At 61.6% G+C, this 18,377-nt stretch carries 16 protein-coding genes and 1 other RNA gene; 14 read left to right on the forward strand and 3 right to left on the reverse strand.

The features are described from left to right. The 12 genes from AC559A_RS04130 (at window position 1) to AC559A_RS04185 (ending at window position 11,891) form a co-directional block, all read left to right on the forward strand. Window positions 1-1,098 carry a protein-glutamate methylesterase/protein-glutamine glutaminase gene (locus tag AC559A_RS04130; RefSeq protein WP_498816407.1) on the forward strand — a complete coding sequence of 366 codons (1,098 nt, stop codon included), beginning with the start codon at window positions 1-3 and terminating at the stop codon, window positions 1,096-1,098. Window positions 1,099-1,169: 71 nt separating this feature from the next. Next, window positions 1,170-1,832, forward strand: coding sequence for a HEAT repeat domain-containing protein (locus AC559A_RS04135; protein ID WP_498816409.1), 663 nt, complete (start codon window positions 1,170-1,172; stop codon window positions 1,830-1,832). Between the two features lie 10 nt (window positions 1,833-1,842). Beyond that, window positions 1,843-2,709, forward strand: coding sequence for a CheR family methyltransferase (locus tag AC559A_RS04140; protein WP_498816410.1), 867 nt, complete (start codon window positions 1,843-1,845; stop codon window positions 2,707-2,709). After that, complete coding sequence (locus AC559A_RS04145; RefSeq protein WP_028572704.1) at window positions 2,706-3,071, forward strand: response regulator; 366 nt, start codon at window positions 2,706-2,708, stop codon at window positions 3,069-3,071. The genes AC559A_RS04140 and AC559A_RS04145 overlap by 4 nt, the downstream gene beginning before the upstream one ends. Before the next feature lie 13 nt (window positions 3,072-3,084). Then, window positions 3,085-5,232, forward strand: a complete 2,148-nt coding sequence (locus tag AC559A_RS04150; RefSeq protein WP_498816411.1) for an Hpt domain-containing protein — start codon at window positions 3,085-3,087, stop codon at window positions 5,230-5,232. Then, window positions 5,229-6,296, forward strand: a complete 1,068-nt coding sequence (locus AC559A_RS04155) for a chemotaxis protein CheW (RefSeq protein WP_498816412.1) — start codon at window positions 5,229-5,231, stop codon at window positions 6,294-6,296. Before AC559A_RS04150 ends, AC559A_RS04155 begins: the two co-directional genes overlap by 4 nt. A gap of 75 nt (window positions 6,297-6,371) precedes the next feature. Beyond that, window positions 6,372-6,716 carry an STAS domain-containing protein gene (locus tag AC559A_RS04160; protein WP_169732629.1) on the forward strand — a complete coding sequence of 115 codons (345 nt, stop codon included), beginning with the start codon at window positions 6,372-6,374 and terminating at the stop codon, window positions 6,714-6,716. After that, complete coding sequence (locus AC559A_RS04165; RefSeq protein WP_498816414.1) at window positions 6,713-7,078, forward strand: response regulator; 366 nt, start codon at window positions 6,713-6,715, stop codon at window positions 7,076-7,078. Before AC559A_RS04160 ends, AC559A_RS04165 begins: the two co-directional genes overlap by 4 nt. A gap of 273 nt (window positions 7,079-7,351) precedes the next feature. Further along, window positions 7,352-9,508, forward strand: a complete 2,157-nt coding sequence (locus AC559A_RS04170; RefSeq protein WP_498816415.1) for a chemotaxis protein CheA — start codon at window positions 7,352-7,354, stop codon at window positions 9,506-9,508. Continuing rightward, window positions 9,495-10,964, forward strand: coding sequence for a methyl-accepting chemotaxis protein (locus AC559A_RS04175; RefSeq protein ID WP_498816416.1), 1,470 nt, complete (start codon window positions 9,495-9,497; stop codon window positions 10,962-10,964). Before AC559A_RS04170 ends, AC559A_RS04175 begins: the two co-directional genes overlap by 14 nt. Before the next feature lie 83 nt (window positions 10,965-11,047). Next, window positions 11,048-11,458, forward strand: a complete 411-nt coding sequence (locus AC559A_RS04180) for an anti-sigma regulatory factor (RefSeq protein ID WP_498816418.1) — start codon at window positions 11,048-11,050, stop codon at window positions 11,456-11,458. A 19-nt stretch (window positions 11,459-11,477) separates the two neighbouring features. Next, window positions 11,478-11,891: a response regulator gene (locus AC559A_RS04185; protein WP_498816420.1), complete on the forward strand. Its 414-nt coding sequence runs from the start codon at window positions 11,478-11,480 to the stop codon at window positions 11,889-11,891. 106 nt (window positions 11,892-11,997) lie between these two features. Here the strand turns inward: AC559A_RS04185 and AC559A_RS04190 are convergent, their stop codons facing one another. The 3 genes from AC559A_RS04190 to pruA all read right to left on the reverse strand — a co-directional run bounded on the left by AC559A_RS04190 (window position 11,998) and on the right by pruA (window position 17,125). Beyond that, the gene (locus tag AC559A_RS04190) at window positions 11,998-13,371 is read right to left on the reverse strand and encodes a PFL family protein (RefSeq protein ID WP_498816421.1); all 1,374 of its coding nucleotides are present in this window, start codon (window positions 13,369-13,371) and stop codon (window positions 11,998-12,000) included. A gap of 154 nt (window positions 13,372-13,525) precedes the next feature. Continuing rightward, on the reverse strand, window positions 13,526-14,095 hold the full coding sequence (locus tag AC559A_RS04195; RefSeq protein WP_498816422.1) for a glycine cleavage system transcriptional repressor: 570 nt from the start codon (window positions 14,093-14,095) through the stop codon (window positions 13,526-13,528). 3 nt (window positions 14,096-14,098) lie between these two features. Continuing rightward, entirely contained in the window at window positions 14,099-17,125 is a 3,027-nt protein-coding gene (pruA, locus tag AC559A_RS04200; protein WP_498816424.1) for an L-glutamate gamma-semialdehyde dehydrogenase, read from the reverse strand. 320 nt (window positions 17,126-17,445) lie between these two features. Between pruA and ffs the strand changes: the two genes are divergently transcribed. Both ffs and AC559A_RS04210 read left to right on the forward strand, forming a co-directional pair. Then, window positions 17,446-17,541: signal recognition particle sRNA small type (ffs, locus tag AC559A_RS04205), an RNA gene on the forward strand. Between the two features lie 103 nt (window positions 17,542-17,644). After that, the gene (locus AC559A_RS04210) at window positions 17,645-18,328 is read left to right on the forward strand and encodes a queuosine precursor transporter (RefSeq protein WP_498816425.1); all 684 of its coding nucleotides are present in this window, start codon (window positions 17,645-17,647) and stop codon (window positions 18,326-18,328) included. Window positions 18,329-18,377: the final 49 nt, after the last annotated feature.

The raw sequence follows: 18,377 nt of genomic DNA on the forward strand, positions 1-18,377 counted from the left end.
ATGAAAAAAATCACCGTGCTGATCGCCGACGACTCGGCCCTGATGCGCCGGGAAATCAAGAAAATCCTGGAAAGAGCCGGGGACATCGAGGTGGTGGCCGCGGCCCGGGACGGCCGGGAAGCCGTGGATAAGACCAAGGAAACCGACCCGGACGTGGTGGCCCTGGACATCAACATGCCGGTGATGGACGGGCTGACCGCCCTGCAGTACATCATGATGGAATCTCCCAGACCCGTGGTCATGGTCAGTTCCCTGACCCAGGAAGGGGCCCTGACCACCTACGAAGCCCTGGAGCTGGGGGCCGTGGATTTCGTGGCCAAACCCGGCGGAACCATCTCCCGGAACATCAGCCAGGTGGGCGATGACCTGATCGCCACGATCCGAGCCGCGGCCAAGGCCAACCGATCCAGGCTGGGCCTGGATCGCCGCCGCAAGAAAGCGGCCCAGACTCCAACCCAGCGAACCGCGACCACGGTGGGACGCAAATCCGGCCCGACCGGATCAAGGCCGGGAGAGAAAATCGTGGTCATCGGCCTGTCAACGGGCGGCCCCAAGACGATCATGGACATCCTGCCCTATCTGCCGGAGGACCTGGGCGTGCCGGTGGTGATCATCCAACACATGCCCGGCCACTTCACCCCCTCCTTTGCCCAACGCCTGAACGACAACTGCCTTTTGTCCATCAAGGAAGCGGACCATGCGGACGTGATCGAGTCCGGGCGGGGCTATCTGGCACCCGGAGACAAGCACATGACCCTGGCCCCCCGGGGGGCCGGCAAGCCCGGCTACCTCATCCGCCTTTCCGATTATCCCATGGACACCCTGCACAAGCCGTCCGTGGACGTGACCATGTTTTCAATCCTGGAGTGCTACGGGGGGCCCAATGTGATCGGCGTGTTGATGACCGGGATGGGCGCGGACGGGGCCAAGGCCATGGCCGCCATTCGCCAGGCCGGCGGCCGGACCATCGCCGAATCCGAGGAAACCGCGGTGGTCTACGGCATGCCAGCGGAAGCCGCCCGGCTGGGCGGCGCGGAATTCATCCTGCCCTCGTACAGCGTGGCGGAAATAATCGTGAAGCTGGTCAAGGGCGGATGAACCGACTTCCGGCATCTGACTTCTGATTACCGACTCTGATTTCTCACTTCTGACCCCACAAAGCGGCGGCCATGGACCAACAAGACCAACTCATCGCGGCATTGCAAGACCAGGACGAAACCGAACGGCGCTACGCGGCCGAAGACCTGGGTCTGCTCGGCGACCGGCGTGCCGTCCCGGCCCTGATCACGACCTTGGCCGACCCGGTCATCGCCGTGCGCGAGGCCGCGGCGGACGCCCTGGCCGCCATCGGCGGCGGGGAAACCGCGGAACAGGTTGCGGGCCTGTTGGCCTCGGAAGACGTGGTCCTGCGCAACCTGGCCCCGGAGATTCTCAAATCCCTGGGCCAGGACGCCATTTCCGTCTTGAAAGGGTGCTGCGCCTCGTCTTCCCCGGACATTAGAAAGTTCTCCGCGGACATTTTGGGCAAAATCGGCGAGATTACGACGATCAACGCCACGCCCCTGCTGATCGGTCTGCTGGACGATCCCAACGCCAACGTGGCCGGAGCGGCCGCCGAAGCCCTGGGCCGACTGGGCGATCGGACAATCCTGCCGGAGCTGCTGGCCCGCATGAATCGGGAGGCCTGGGTGCAATGCAACATCCTGGACGCCATGGCCCGCATCCCCGGAGAAGAGACCCTCGCGGCCCTGAACGCCATGGATGTCGAGGGCTTCGTCCCGAACGTGCAGTTTTATCACCGCAAGGCCTTGCAACAGCTTGCGAGAATATAAGGATGCGCTCATGTCCGAACTGATCTCCAACGCCGATCTGGAGCGAATCCGCGCCCTGCTGTACAAGGAAACGGGCATCTATTTCGAGGCCAAAAAGGACTATTTTCTGAAGAGCCGATTGCAGCAACGTATGCAGGCCAAATGCTGCGCCACCTTTCAGAACTACTACAACGAACTGCTGTTCACGGACCGGGAAGCGGAACTGGCCTTTCTGATCGAAGAGGTGACCGTCAATGAAACGTATCTGTTTCGTGACTATCCCCAACTGCGCGGTTTTGCCGAGGACGTCCTGCCGTCCTATCTCCAGGCCAAGCGCGAGAAAGGGAACTACAGCCTGAACATCTGGTCCGCGGCCTGTTCCACCGGCGAAGAGCCGTATACCCTGGCCATCATCCTGCGGGAAATGATCGACGATTATGACCGCTGGAACACCAATATCCTGGCCACGGACATCGATCGCAGGGTGCTCCGCCAGGCCCGGATCGGCCTGTACGGCGAACGGGCGATCAAGGAAACGCCCACTCCCTACAAGCAGAAATACTTTCGACGGACCCTGGACGGCTGGCAGGTCAAACCGGACATCCAGGAACCCGTGGCGTTTGAACAGCTCAACCTGATGGACCGCCCGGGCATGCGCCGCAAGCGGGCATTTGATTTCATTTTTTGCCGCAACGTCCTGATCTACTTTAACGACGATTCCCGCAAACAGGTTCTTTCTGCCCTGTACGACGCCCTGGTGCCCGGAGGATACGTTTTTCTGGGCCATTCCGAATCCGTGGGCCGGATTACGGCGTCGTTCACTCTGGAACGGATCGGCGACTTCCTGTGCTACAAAAAACCGGGCGCAGTCCTCCCGCGCCCAGGGAGCCCATCATGAAACCCAAGATCCTGATCGTCGACGATTCAAACATCGTCCTGAACATGCACGCCTATATCCTGGAAGGCTCGGGATACAGCTGCGCCATGGCTGAAAACGGATATGTCGCCCTGGAACTGCTGTTCCGGGAACCATTCCAGCTCATCGTCACGGACGTGAACATGCCCAAGATGGACGGCTACGAGCTGACCCGCCGTATCCGGTCCAGCGAACAGTATCGGGACACTCCGGTGATCATGATCTCCACGGAACGGGAGGCCGCGGACAAGATCAGGGGCATGGAAGCCGGAGCCAACGTCTACATGGTCAAGCCGACCCAGCCAGAGGCCCTGGTGACCAAGGTCAACATGTTGCTGGCGTAATCAGGAGAAAGACGTGGCCGCTTCACGCACGATGGAACCTTTGAACGCTTCGCCGCACGACACCGTGACCGGACGCGACGATATGGAGTTGCGCCTGCTGCGGGATTTCCAGCTGGAAGCGTCGGAAAACCTGGACGAGGCCGAGCAGGCCCTGCTGGCCATCGACCAGAACAGCGGCGATCGGAAGGCTCTGGAGGAATTGTGCCGACGCATCCACTCCATCAAGGGCACGGCATCCTATGTCGGACTGCACGCCATTTCCGACCTGGCCCATGCCCTGGAAGCCATCCTGGAAACCACGAAGCACCAGGCCGGGTTCAGCATGCCGGGGTCCCTGCTGGACGCCTGCTTTGAGACCGTGGACGCCCTGCGCCGGATGGTCGACCAGCCGGAGGATCATCAGCCGCCGCAAAGCGTGCTGCGTCGCCTGGAGGAGGAACGGACGGCTCTGGGCCTGACATCGGGCGCCATCGCCCCCGCGCCTTTGGCCGCGGTGGATCCGACGTCCATTTTTATCGATTCGGCCGGTCAGCATGTGGAGAGCATGCGGGTCTGTCTGGAACGGATGAACACGGGGCAGGGCGAGGACAAAACCACCTTGGATATGTTTTTTCGTGCCGCCCATTCCTTGAAAAGCAGCGCCTGCTACATGGGGTTTAAAGATATCGAGGTGAACGCCGAGCGGATTGAAAATGTTCTGTGCGCCGTGCGCCAGGGCGAAATAGTCTGTTCCGAGCCGCTGTTGAACGTCTTGGCCGAACATCTGGCCGGGGTGACGCTGCATTTCGGACAAGTAGTGCGCGAATCCGGGGAGAACTCGAAACAAAACACCGTCATGTCTCCCGCCGGTTCGGATTTTGCCGCGCCGAACTCGACGACGTCCTCTTTTGCCGTTGCAGGTGCGTCCATGCCGGACGGGGGCGGGCCCACTCCGGGCCGGACCATGCGCATTGATCAGAACCTGTTGGACGGGTTCATGAATCTGGTGGGCGAACTGATCGTGGCCCGCAACGTCCTGGGCCACGTCCAAAAGCGGCTGGACCGCGAGGCCGATGCCTCCCTGCCCGGGCTGCGCGAACTGCGGGGGGCCTGCCAACTGGTGTCCCGGATTTCCGACGCCATGCAGCGCAACATCATGGCCTTGCGCATGGTTCCGGTCAAAACCGTGTTCCAGAAGCTGCCCCGGATTATCCGGGACGTCACCCAAAAGAACGGCAAAAAGATCGACCTGGTTCTGCACGGCGAGGAAACGGAAATCGACAAGGGCATTGCCGAGGAGATCAGCGATCCATTGGTGCACATCATTCGCAACGCCGCTGACCATGGGATTGAACTTCCGGATCTGCGTCGGGAACGAGGCAAGCCCGAACGCGGGACCGTGGCCATCAAGGCCGGTCAAGAGGGCAACAGCTTCGTGATCGAAATTCTGGACGACGGTGCGGGCATCGACACGGACCTGGTTCTGGAGAAGGCTCTGGAACGGGGCCTGATTCAGCCGGACCAGGCCGACCGGATCAGCCGGGAGGAAATCGTCCAGCTCATTTTTGCACCGGGATTCAGCACGGCCCGCGAGGTGTCCTCCATTTCCGGCCGGGGCGTGGGCATGGACGTGGTGCTGACCAACATCCGCAAGGTCAAGGGAGCGGTGAAGATCGACTCCCAGCAGGGTCAGGGAACCCGGATCCGGCTGGAACTGCCTCTGACCCTGGCCGTGGTGGAAACCTTGCTGGTCGGGGTGGGTCGGGAGACCTTCGCCATTCCGGTTGAGGCGGTCCGCGAAACCGTCAAGTTGAAACGCTCCGCGATCAAGCCGATGATGAAACGGCGGGCCATGACTTTGCGTGGAGAGGTGATCGGGCTGGAAACCCTGGCTGAAATCCTGGGCATGAACAGAGACCACGGGCTGCCCCGGATGGTGGACGCCACGCCTGGCGAGGACGACGACATTCCGGTGCTGATCCTCCAGAACGGCGACGAGCTGCTCGGCGTGGCCGTGGACAAGCTGCAGCGTCAGGAAGAAATCGTGATCAAGCCCCTGGTCGGTTATCTGGCCGATCTGCCCGGCCTGGCCGGAGCCTCGATCCTGGGGGATGGACGCGCCTTGTTGGTCTTGGACCCCTTGGAATTGATGCAGGCGGCCTCGCGAGGAGTACTGCCATGACCACGGCCATGACCACGACTGCCCGACAATCCGATGATCGGTCCCGCTGCGTCGCTCAGAACCCCGAAAACCAGGGTCGGCTGTTGTGTTTTCTCGCCGCGGGACGGGAATATGCCGTGTCCATGGAGCACGTCCAGCGGATCATTTCCCGCAAACCCTTGATCACTCCGCCGGACACGGTCCCTGGACTGCTCGGCCTGACCTCGCACCAGGACCAAAGCCTTGCGGTATTCGAGTTAAACGGCCTGCTGGGCCGGTCCGGAGCCGACGCCGCGCCTTCCCCGGACGACCCTCAAGACTGGCGCTACATCCTGATTCTGGAGCACGGTGCGACCCGCCTGGGTCTGGCCATCCACGCCCCCCGGGACATCCTTGCCGCGGAAGCCGCCGCGCCCAGCCAGTCCGAGTACGACGCGGAAGAATCTGAAATCGCCGGCGTGCTGCGTCTGGATAACGGTAAGCGCATCGTCTTCGTGCTGCGCCTCTCCCGCCTTGTGGGCAGCGATGCCACGAACCACGCTGATTTAGCAGCCCAGCCCGCGCAATCCGGCGAGTGTTCCCCGGACCACGCATTGGAGTGCGGCCCCAAGACCGAAGACCCGTCCGATGACCGCCGTCATGTCTGCTTCGAGCTGGCCGGCACCCTGTTCGCCGCACCCATGAACAGGGTCCGCGAGGTGACCCGCCTCGGCCAGATTACGCCCGTGCCCCAGGCCCGCCCGTATTACGCCGGTCTGATCAACCTGCGCGGGGAGATCATGCCCGCCCTGGATCTGCGTTTGCGCTTGGGCCTGCCCCAGGCCCAGGTCACGGAGGAAAGCCGGATTCTCGTGGTGGGAGGACGGAGCAAGCACGGTCTGATCGTCGATCGGATCGCCGATCCCGTGGATCTGGACCAGACCGCCCTGGAGCCCTTGCCCGATGCCTGTCGCGACAATCCGGCCAAAGGCTTCGTCCATGCCGTGGCCAAGTTGAATCAACGGAACCGCGCGGATCATTTGAATCAGGGCAAGCCGATCCTGCTTCTGGATCTGGACGCGGTGACGCGGAAGACGGATGAATGAAGTACAAAGCGGCGGATGGCGTGCCGGAAATCAGCGCTGAAGACCGGCCCGCCCCCCGATAAACCCGAGGAAGCCATGCGAATAGATACGGACGCCGGAACCTTGCGTGTTGTTTTGCCGGAAGATTGCCTGATTTTCGAAGTCGAAGCGCATGCCCAATTGTTGGCCGAGGCCCAATGGGACGCCGCGAGCATCAATCAGGTGGTCGTGGACCTGGGCGCGGTTCAGTCCATGGACACGGCTTATTATCAGTTGGTGCTGTGCATCGAACGGACGGCCCGGGACATGAACGTCCCCTGTTTGCTGGAGAATGTCGGCCCGGCCTTCCGGGAACTTCAGGAGTTGTACGGCCTGCGGTTGTCCGTGGACCAGGACCAAGCCGACGGCCCCAATCTTCAAGAGCAAGGAGAACACCCATGAAATCTGTTTTGATCGTTGATGACGCGGTTTCCATGCGCGGGCTGGTAGCCATGACCCTGCGCGGAGCCGGATACGAGGTCGCTGAGGCTTCGGACGGCAAGGAGGCCCTGAATGTTCTCGGCGGCGGCAAGAAGTTCGACATGATCCTGACCGACCTGAACATGCCCAACATGGACGGCATCAGCCTGATCAAGGCCGTCAAGGCCATGCCCAAGCATAAGTTTTTGCCCATCGTGATGCTGACCACGGAGAGCGAGGACGGCAAGAAGCAGGAAGGCCAACAAGCTGGGGCCAAGGCCTGGATCGTCAAGCCCTTCAAGCCGGACACCCTGCTGGGCGTTGTCAAAAAAATTATTGGCTGAGCATGTCCTACCGAACTGAATCAGCTTTGCTTTCAAAAAGATACTATTGGGTCAACTTAGCGTTGTTGTCAGTATCGAAATCGCAATCGAAATCGCAATCGGTATCGCAATAGTTTCATGATCTATTTATTTTTTCGATTTCGATTGCGATTTCGATTGCGACCCCGAGCATGCACTGCTTCGCCTTAATTGAACGTAAACCGAACTGAATCAATGGGACGTGCCCCCGACACCCCCTCGAACACCCTCGAACCCTCGCACCCGGACCCTGCCATGGACAATAAGAAAGACCATTACCGCCAGCAGTTCATCATCGAGGTGGGCGACATCCTGGACACGGTCACGGAAAGCCTGCTCAAGGCCGAAGCCGATCCCGCGAACCTGGAGTTGTTGCACTCCATCTTCCGCGGCGTGCACACCATCAAGGGCAGTTCGGCCATGTTCGACATGGACGAACTGGGCGCTTTCGCCCACCACCTGGAAGGGGTGCTCAACGGCCTGCGTGGGAAAAGCATGGTTCTGACCGGTGAGCTGGTTGATCTGCTGTTCCAGGGACTGGACACCCTGCGGGAAATCATGGCCGCGACACTGCGCGGCGAAGCCGTCATCCCGCCGGATGAACTGGTCCGGCGCTACGCGGAGCTGATTCAGGCCGCCGGCGGCAAAACCGCTCGGCACGATCAACACGCCGCCACCAGCGAGGCCGCGGTGGTCCCGCCGCGGCTGCCTCTGGACGAGGTGAACGGCCGGGCGCTCTGGAGTTCCTTCAATGATCCGGACCACCCCCAGCGCCATGTTTATTACATCGAGCCCATGTTCGACTCGGAGCATCTGGCCAACGGCTTTGATCCTCTGGTCTTTCTGCGCAACCTCAAAGAAAACTGCTCCTTTTATCTGGCGGATTGCCGCTGTCTGATTCCGGGGATCCGGGAATACCGACCACTGGATATCTATCTGCGGGCCGCCCTGATCGTGATCACGGACCTCTCTGCGGCGGAAATCCGTGACCTGGCTTATGACCCGGAGCTGATCCACGTCACGGAACTGGAACCGGACGTGAGTCCGGACAGGACAGCCCGGCCCGAGGTATCGCCCACCTGGAAGCCGTTGGGCAAAATTCTGCTGGAAGAGCGCAAGATCACCGAGGAAGACCTGGAACAGGCCCTGGCCAGGCAGCGCGGCGAGCGCGGCGCGGATGCCGCCGCCCCAAGCACCCCAGGGGAGCTGAAGGTGATGCGCGTGGAGGAGTCCAAGATCGACGCCTTCGGCAACACCGTGGGCGAACTGATCATCGCCCGGAATGCCTATGACTTTCTGGTGGACCGGCTGGACCAGGCTCAGAGTCTGGAGTCCGCGGACATCAAGGCCCTCAAGGACAACCTGCGCCTGTTCGCCCGGATCACCAACGAACTGCAGTACGGCGTGATGAACCTGCGCATGACCCCGATCCGTGGAATTTTTCAGAAATTCAGCCGGGTGGTCCGGGACATCTCCAGCAAGCAGGGCAAGCTGATTGACATGACCATCGAAGGCGGGGATACGGAAATCGATAAGAAGGTCGCCGATATTCTTTCCGATCCGCTGATTCACATGATCCGCAACGCCTGCGACCACGGCCTGGAGCCTCCCCAGGAGCGGATCGCCGCGGGCAAGCCGGAACGCGGTGGGCTGATGCTCAAGGCCGCGCACGAAGGCAGCAATCTGGCCCTGACCATCACCGACGACGGCCGGGGCATTGACCGGCAGCGGGTCTTCGCGAAAGCATCGCGCAACGGCCTGCCCGTGAACGGTCCCGATGATCCGGACATTCTGGACGTCATTTTTGAGCCTGGTTTTTCCATGAAGGAAGAGGTGTCGGACATCTCCGGCCGGGGCGTGGGCATGGACGTGGTCCGCTCCACCTTGCGCGAGCTGGGGGGAACGGTGCGCATCGACAGCGTCCTGGGGCAAGGCTCCACCTTCAGTCTGACCATCCCCATGAGCATGGGCGTGACCACGGCCTTGCACGTGGCCGCCGGAACGGGGGAATACGCCCTGCCCATGGACGGCGTCCTGGAGACCGTCAAGATCGCGGCCTCGGCGATTCATGACCTTGGGGCAAGCCGGGGCATGCACTACCGGGGCGGGATGCTGCCCGTGGCCCACCTGGCCGACCTGTTCCCCGGCAGCCGACGAAACTGGTCCGATGACGAGGACCTGCTGGTGGTGGCCCTGAACGGTGCCAGGGGCCGTTACGGATTGATCATCGACAAGCTGCTGCGGAACTGTGAAATCGCCGTGAAGCCCGTTCCCGATGCGTTTTCCGAACTCTCCTTCCTGGGCGGAGTGACCATCCTTGGAGATGGCCGGGTTCTGCTGGTGCTCAACCCGGAACTTCTCGGCCAAGCCCTGCGCCATAACCATGACGAGTTGCTGTATGACCTTACTTGACCGCCTTGAAGAACCCGGCAACCGCCGACTGTTGCTCCTCGGACTTGCCGCGGGACTGATCCTGGCCGCGATCTGGACCGTGCTGCTGACGGTTTACGGCCCGACCTGGTTTGCCGGACAAAGCCCGTTTGCAACCATCCCCGCGACCGTGGGCGGCCTTGTGGCGGCCCTGCTCCTGCCCCTGGCCGCCGCGTCATTGCGGTTCGCGCCGAACACCAGCCGCCAACGCGCCCAGGACCAACATGCCGCCGCGCTGGCCGAGCAGGAGGACCGCTGGCAACGGCGCTTGGCCCAGGAACAGGAACGGGGTCGGGATCTGGAAGTCCGTCTCCAGGCCAGTCAGGCTGAGGCGGCTGAGACCCAAGCCCATATGGAACCGTTGGCCGAAACCATGATGTCCCTGCAACGCCGGATTCACATCGCCAAACAGGTTCTGGCCGTGGCCGTGGGCCAACTCAACCATTCCACCTCCAGCATCGAAACCGCCACGGTCCAGGTCCTCGGGCAGCTCAACGAGTTGGTGGGCAGCATGGACCGGAGCATTACCGCCAACAACCAACTGATGACCAACATCAGGCAGCGGCTGGCCCAGCACATTTCCGCGGATCAGCGCGGCACGAACAAAGACTTCGCCTTTATCCGCGACCGCTACCTGGAAACCATCAAGAAAGTGGCGTCCGAACTGAGCCTGATCGTGGAGGGCAAGGCCGAATACGCCCGGATGCTGGATCAGATGCAAAAAATCCTGGAGGAAGTGCTTCCTTTTTCCGACGACATCGCCTTTATCGCGGACCAGACCAACCTCTTGTCCTTGAACGCGGCCATTGAGGCGGCTCGGGCCGGGGACGCCGGACGCGGCTTCTCCGTGGTTGCGGACGAGGTACGCAAGCTGGCCCACAAATCCGCCGGATCCGCCGACAACATTCGGGAAGGGCTGGAGCGGGCCCACGCGCATATTCTGGAATCCACCCAGGCCGTGAGAGAGGCCATTTCCGTGGAAAACGTCTACGTCCACTCCACCAGCGCCCTGATGGAGGGGCTGTTCGTCTCCCTGCTGGACATTTCCACGGAAATGGAAGGCATCATGGGCCAGACCATCGGCGAAACCTCGTCCATCCGGGACCGGATCAACTCCATGATCTTCAGTTTGCAGTTCGAGGACATCATCAAGCAGGTGGTCAGCCATGTCATCAAGGCCCTGGAGGATATGAGCGAGGACTTTGCCGGCGTTCAGAGCAAAGAAGTCTTGGAGTCCGAACTGCTCCATCTGGGCCTGCGCGAAGAGATTCTCGGCCGACTGTCCGCCATGTACACCATGGAAACGGAGCGCACATTGGCCCACTCCATCCTTGATTTGAAGCCGGAGAAGGCGGAGCGCAAGTCGGTGAAGGTGAAGGCCAAGCCCAAGGCCGTCCAGGCCGCTTCGGAGCCGGAGGACGACGTGACGTTTTTCTGATCCGGGATCAGGGTCCCTGGACGAGTCAAGCAGGAACATCAACCAACCATCAGCCCGCCTCCGATGAACACCAAGGAGAACCCATGACGGCCGCCGCAACCACGACTTTGGAAATATCCATCAGCAGCTACGAAGACATCCTGGTCGCCCGACAACACGCCCGAACCGAGGCCCAGCGCATGGGCTTCGGGATGATCGACCAGACCAAGATCGTCACCGCGGTTTCGGAGCTGGCCAGAAACATCGTCGTCCATGCCGGCAAGGGCCGGATGCGCCTCAGTCCGACGCCCAACAACAGCGGCCTGACCCTGGAATTCACGGACCACGGTCCGGGCTTCAAGGATGTGGACCAAGCCATGAGCCGGAGCGTCAGCACCACCAATTCCCTGGGCTTGGGCCTGAGCGGGGCCCGCTCCCTGAGCGATGCCTTTGACATTCGGTCCACGCCTGGCAAGGGCACGACCGTGACCATCACCAAGTATCTGAAAAAATGATTGGCGCGGGGGGCGGGAAATGCGAACTTTGATCGTTGACGACAGTACCGCGCGGTTCCTGCTCCAGGAGATGATCGCGCATCTGGGGAACAACGAGGTGGCGGCCAACGGAGAGGAGGGACTGCGGGCTTTTCTTCGCGCCCATGCCGAGGGCGCTCCCTACGACTTGATTCTTCTTGATGTGATGATGCCGATCATGGATGGACTGACTGCATTGCAGGAAATCCGCAAACAAGAGGAGGCCATGGGGATCAACCCGATGAGTCGGGTCAGGATAATCATGGTCACGGCCTCGAACAGCCCGGAAACAGTCCGGGCGGCCTATAGCAAGAGCCATCACGCGGACGGATATCTGGTCAAGCCCGTGGATAAATTCCTCGTCATGGAAGTCATTCGGAGCGTTATGAGCAGTTCCAGAGATCAACGCGGCTGAACGACTTCTCCAGCGAACAGCCTGACAAGATCGGGATGAAGCCTGATTGCGGCGGAAAGAGCTGAGACAGTCTCCAGCCCGGATCAGCACCTCCCCAAAAACGCCCTCAGTTCCCCAGGCTCTGCAACGGAGCCGGGACCCGTCCTCCCAGGTTGATGAAGCGGTCCGAGCCACCGGAGCCGGGGACGGGGATGATCACGGCCTCGCCCAGCAGGCCGCCGAAAAAGGCTTTTTCTCCGGCTTTTTTGCCGGGAACCGGGATCAGCCGGGCCGCGGTGGTCTTGCGGTTGATCACGCCGATGGCCATCTCGTCGGCGATGATCGCGGCCAGGGTTTCGGCCGAGGTGTCGCCGGGCAGGGCGACCATGTCCAGGCCCACGGAGCAGACGCTGGTCAGGGCCTCCAGCTTGGGCAGGGTTAGGTGGCCCTCGGCCGCGGCCTGGGCGATGTTCAGGTCTTCACTGACCGGGATGAAGGCCCCGCTGAATCCGCCCACCGAGGAGCTGGCAAAGGCCCCGCCCTTTTTCACCGCGTCGTTGAGCATGGCCAGGGCCGCGGTGGAACCGGGAGCCCCGATGTGGGCCAGGCCGAGCACCTGAAAGATTTCCCCGACGGAATCCCCGACGTTGGGCGTAGGAGCCAAGGACAGGTCCACCACGCCGAAGGGCACGTTCAGGCGCTTGGCCACCTCCCGGCCGATGAGTTCGCCGATCCGGGTCACCTTGAAGGCCGTGCGCTTGATGACCTCGGAAATCTCGTCCAGGGCCAGGTGGTCGTCGGCCTCCATGGCCCGCTCCAGGGCCCGCTTGACCACGCCCGGCCCGCTCACGCCCACGTTGATCACGGCATTGGGTTCGCCCACGCCCAGATAGGCCCCGGCCATGAAGGGCACGTCCTGGGGAATGTTCGCGAAGACCCCCAGCTTGGCGCAGGCCAGGCCGTCCTGGTCCGCGGTCCTGGCCGCCGCGGCCTTGATGGTCTTGGCCAGCAGGAGCACGGCGTCCATGTTGATCCCGGCTGCGGTGGTGGCCACGTTGAAGGAAGCGCAAAGCCGGGACGTGGCGGTCAGGGCTTCCGGGACCGCCTCAATCAGACTCAGGTCGCCCCGGGCCAACCCTTTCTCCACAAGGGCGCTGAACCCGCCGATGAAATCCACGCCCACTTCCTGGGCCGCCTGGTCCAGGGTCATGGCCGTCTGGACCAGTTCCCGGGAGGAAAACGGCGCACCGACCACGGCCATGGGGCTGACGGAAATGCGCTTGTTGACCACCGGAATTCCGTAAATATCTCCCACCTCGTCGCACACGTCCACGAGAGAAGCGGCCATACCGGTGATCCGGGACATCAATCGATCCTGAAACCGGCCGACATCGTGGGTGGCCAGATCGAAAAGACTCAGGCCCAAGGTCACCGTGCGCACGTCCAGATGTTCGTTGCGCAGCATTTCCAACGTGGTCAAAACTTCTTTTTCCGTCAGCATATCTTGGTATCTCCTAGTATTGGCAAATCACGCGGAGACCGCGCCCCATTCTCGGGCTTGATCGAAAAACATGCCCGTCCACGTTCACGTAATCGAAAAGACGTCTCGTGTACGTGAACGTGGACGGGCATGACCAAACTGATGAGCAATGACATCAAACCCGATGCACCGTTTCAAAAATGTCCCGGTGCTGGAGGCTGAGGCGTTGGTCGAGTTCCTGGGCCTTGCCGTAGAGCGCTTCCCTGAACTGCTGCCGATCCACTGACTTGGGCACGTCCACTTCGTAGATCATGACCCACTGTGAAACATCCTCGGTTTTGACGTTGGCCCGCAAGGCCGTGATGTTCACGCCGAACCGGGAGAGGACTCCGGTCACACCGGCCACCAGTCCAAGCTGGTCCGGGCCGATGGTGGTGAGTACGAACGGGTCCGTCGCTCCCTGGGCTGGTTTGGGCGGCGCCGCTTCATCCATGGGCGACAACCAGAAAGTCAGTTCCTCGCCTTGAAAGCCATCCTCCAGCGCCCGCAGAACCTGTTCCCGGCCCAGGCTCTCCTGAACCGGCTGGACCACGAACATTCCGGCAAACCGGTCATGCAGAATGGTCTGCGTGGCGTCTTCGATATTGCAGCCCATTTCGGCCAACAGCCCGGAAACCCGGGCCACGATCCCCGGACGGTCCTGGCCGAAAACGGCGATCATCATTTTTTTCGTATGATTGGACATTATTCATCCCACCCATTCATCGTCGCCGGCTATGGGTGCGAACCCTCGCCGCATGGTGTTTTCGGTGACCACTCGCGGGTCCAGGAATTGGATCAGATAGTCCGGTCCGCCGGCCTTGGAGCCCACGCCGGACATCTTGAAGCCGCCGAAGGGCTGGCGAAAGACCAGGGCGCCGGTGTTGTTCCGGTTCAGGTACAGGTTGCCCACGCGGAATTCGCGTTTGGCCTGTTCCAACCGTTTCGGGCTGCGGGAGAACACGCCGCCGGTCAGGGCGAAGCGGGAGTTGTTGGCCATGTCTAGGGCTTCGGTGAAGTCTTTGGCCCGCATCACGGCCAGCACCGGCCCGAAAATCTCTTCCTGGGCCGTGCGGTGTTCGGGTCGGATGTCCTCGACAATGGTCAGGGGCACGAAGCAGCCCTTTTCCGGGACCTCGCGCTGGACCACGATCCGGCCTTCCTGCTTGGCAATCTCGATGGCCGTCCAGACATTTTTCTGCTGTCCCGTGTCCACCACCGCGCCCATGAAGTTGCCGGGGTGTTCGCTGGGGCCGATCTTCACCGCAAGGGCCGCTTCGCGCAGCCGGGTCATGAACCGATCGTAGATGGCGTCCAGGACGATGACCCGGGAGCAGGCCGAGCACTTCTGGCCCTGGAATCCGAAGGCCGAGTAGATGACCTGGGGCACGGCCTCGTCCAGGTCGGCGTCGTCGTCGATGATAATGGCGTTCTTGCCGCCCATTTCGGCGATGACCCGCTTGCATTGGTCCTGGCCAGGATGGACTTTGGCCGCCCTTTCGATGATTCGCAGGCCCACTTCCACGGAACCGGTGAAGGCGATGACGCTGATATCCGGATGCTCCACCAGGTAGTCGCCCATCACCCGGCTGCGGCCCGGGCAGTAGTTGAAGACGCCCTCCGGCAGGCCGATCTCCTGGAAGACCTCCACCAGGCCGTAGCCCACCAGGGAGGAGAGGGAAGAGGGCTTGTAGATCACCGGGTTGCCGGCGACGATGGCCGCGGAGACCATGCCCATGGAAATGGCAAAGGGGAAGTTCCACGGCGCGATGACCGCGGCGATGCCCTTGGGCTGATAAAACAATTCGTTGACCTCGCCCGGGGCGTTGCCCATCCTGCGGGGCACGCCCAGACGGATCATCTCCCGGGCGTAGTATTCCAGAAAGTCCACGGCCTCGGCCACGTCGTTGTAGGCCTGGTCCCACTGCTTGCCCACCTCCAGGACCTGCCAGGCGGACAGCTCATAGACCCTGCGACGGCAGACGTCCGCGGCCTTGAACAGGTACGCGGCCCGCTCCTCGGGGGACGTGTCCCGCCAACCGGGCAGGGCCTTGCGGGCCGCATCCAGGGCCTGGTCCACTTCCTCCCGGCCGGCCTGGCAGACCTGGCCCAGGACTTCGTCCGGATCCGCCGGGTTATAGGAAGCGATGAGATCCTGGGTGAAGACCTCTTTGCCGCCGATGAACACCGGCCAGTTCTTGCCCTTTTGGGCGCGGACCTTGGCAATGGCCTCGGGGAAGGCGCTACGGGCCTCGGGCACGGTGAAATCCACCAGGGGCATGTTCTTGAAGGCGGAAGCGCCCAGGGGGTTGCCGGTGGAGGTTTCCGGAGCAAAGGCCCTGGCCTTGTCCCGCTCCAGGGTCTTCAGAGGATTTTCCAGGAGCCGGTCCATGTCCGCCTGATCCGCGAAGCTCTGCTTCAGGAAAGACTCGTTGGCCGTGTTTTCCAGCAGCCTGCGGACCAGGTACGCCATGCCCGGCAGCAGCTCGCCGTAGGGGCAGTACAGCCGGACCCGGTCGGCCACGTTCTTCAGGCCTTTGCGCACGGGTTCGGCCATGCCGTAGAGCACCTGAAATTCGTAGCGCTCCGGGGGGACCCCGAGGTCCTTGGCCGTTTCCATAACCATGGAAATGGACCTGATGTTGTGGGAACCGCACTGAAAATAAATCAGGTTCTGTTGTTCCAGAATCATCCGGGCGTGGCGCTCAAAAGCCGCGTCGGTCTCCGGCTTTTTGGTCCAGACCGGGACGGGCCAGCCGTTCTGGACCGCGACGATGGTTTCCTGATCCCAGTAGGCCCCTTTGACCAGGCGGATGCCGATGGGCAGGTTTTGGGCCTTGGCCCAGTTGATCAGGTCTTTCAGGTCCTCGTCCGTGCAGCGCAGGTAGGACTGGAGAACGATGCTCAGGTGCGGATAATCCCGGAACTCCGGCTCGGTGCGCAGCCGCTTGAACAGCTCCAGGGTGGCTTCCTTGAACTTGAGGGATTCCATGTCAATGCACAGCGCGCCGCCCAGTTCCTTGACTCGCGCGTAGATGGGCCGCAACCGGGAGAGGATGCCCCGTACCGTGTCCTCCACGTCCACGGCCTTGGCCTGGGAGTAGAGTGCCGAGGGCTTGATGGAGACGTTCAGCCGGGGCGTGTGGCCCCAGTCCAGATCCGCGGACGCGCCGCCGGAGGACGCGAGGGGCTTCCAGGAGGATTGGACCTTGGCCAGGGCGTCCAGCAGTTCCATGTACCCGTCCATGTAGGCCTGGGCCTCTTCCTCGCTGACCGTGGCCTCGCCCAGCAGGTCCACGGTGAAGGCAAAGCCGTCCTTGCGGATTTTTTGCAGGCTGGAAACGGCTTCCTTGGTGTTCTGGCCGATGATGAACTGACGGGCCATGCCCTCGATGTTGGAACGGATGAGCTTGCCCATGGCCTTGGCCGCGAAGGCCCCGAACAAGCCACCGGACTTTTCCGCGCCCCATTTCAGGACCGCGGGAATGTCCCCGCTGCCCTGGCCGGAGAAATATTCCTCGATATGACGCTGCAAGGACTCGGACGTGTTCAGGTAGGGAAGCACGTCCACGAACCGGAACAACTGGACCTTGAAGTCCTCGTTCTGCATGGCCCAATCCATGACCTTGCCGGTCCAGAAGCCTTTGTTGAAGACGCTGGGCGCTTCGCCCTGAATGGAACCGAAAAACTGTCGCCCCCGGGTGACGACCCGAGCTTCAAAGTCCGCGTCATGCATTGTCTTTTGCCTCCGTGTTCGCGTTGTCTCACAACTGCCGCCGAGGAAAGTTTCCGAATCATTGCCGACTTGAAATAGCGCAACCTAAGCCGGGTTCAGCCCTGGGTCAATTCCTTGCGCACGCCGGTACAGGGCCAATTTGTTCCCGATGGGCACATGTACCACGATCAAGTCACAATCGAAATCGTGATCGAAATCGAAAAACATTACGCAGTAACTTCGCAGTTCCGCTATCATTATTGTTCGGCGCGGAGACAAACCGATGGTGGACAGACGAAGCACCATTTGATAACTTTCTTCTTTTGGGCTTGCTCAAATTTTAAAGGAAGCCGGGTGGCATAAGCGCTGCCAACCCCGTCAGGCCCGAGAGGGAGCAGCGGTAACAGTTGCTTGTGGGTGCCTGGCTTCCTTGAAAGCACGGATGGTCGCATCCGTGCTTTTTTTTCGTGCTTTTTTGTTTCCGCGGCCCAAGCCGCGCACTCCAAAACGAACACGGCAAAACGAATACGGACGGATACGATGAACGAAGCGCTTTGGTTGGGATTCGCCTTCCTGGATCTGGTCATGGTCGTGGTGGTCTTCCGCTTCTTCGGCAGGCAGGGCTTGTTCGCCATGATCGTCTTCAACCTGATCCTGTGCAACATTCAGGTGCTCAAGACCATCGAGCTGTTCGGCCTGACCACCACGCTGGGCAATATTCTGTATGCCAGCGTGTTTTTCTCCACGGACCTGCTGGGCGAGCACTACGGGCGGGAAGAGGCCAAAAAGGCCGTGCTGCTGGGCTTCCTGAGCCTGATCCTGGCCGTGACCTATATGCAGATCGCCCTGCTCTTCACCCCTGCCGTCTCGGACTTCGCCCAGCCCCACCTGGAGGCCATTTTCGGCGTTTTGCCCCGGGTCGTCCTGGCCAGCATGGTCGCCTACATCGTCTCCCAGTGGCACGACATCTGGGCCTTCCATTTCTGGAAGGCGCGCACCGGCGGCAAACACCTCTGGCTGCGCAACAACGCCAGCACCCTGGTCAGCCAGCTTCTGGACACCGTGATCTTTTGCTCCATCGCCTTTCTGGGCATCTTTCCCATGGACGTCTGGATCCAGATCGTGATCAGCACGTATCTGATCAAGCTGCTGGTCGGGCTTTTGGACACCCCGTTCATGTATCTGGCAGCCCGGTTTCGGCCCCGGGACGCGGTTCCGGCGTAGAATCGAGTCCGAGCACGGGTGGATTATTTTGAGCCGCTGCCAACTCAGG

This window comes from Desulfonatronum zhilinae, assembly GCF_900182865.1.
Lineage (GTDB): Bacteria > Desulfobacterota > Desulfovibrionia > Desulfovibrionales > Desulfonatronaceae > Desulfonatronum > Desulfonatronum lacustre.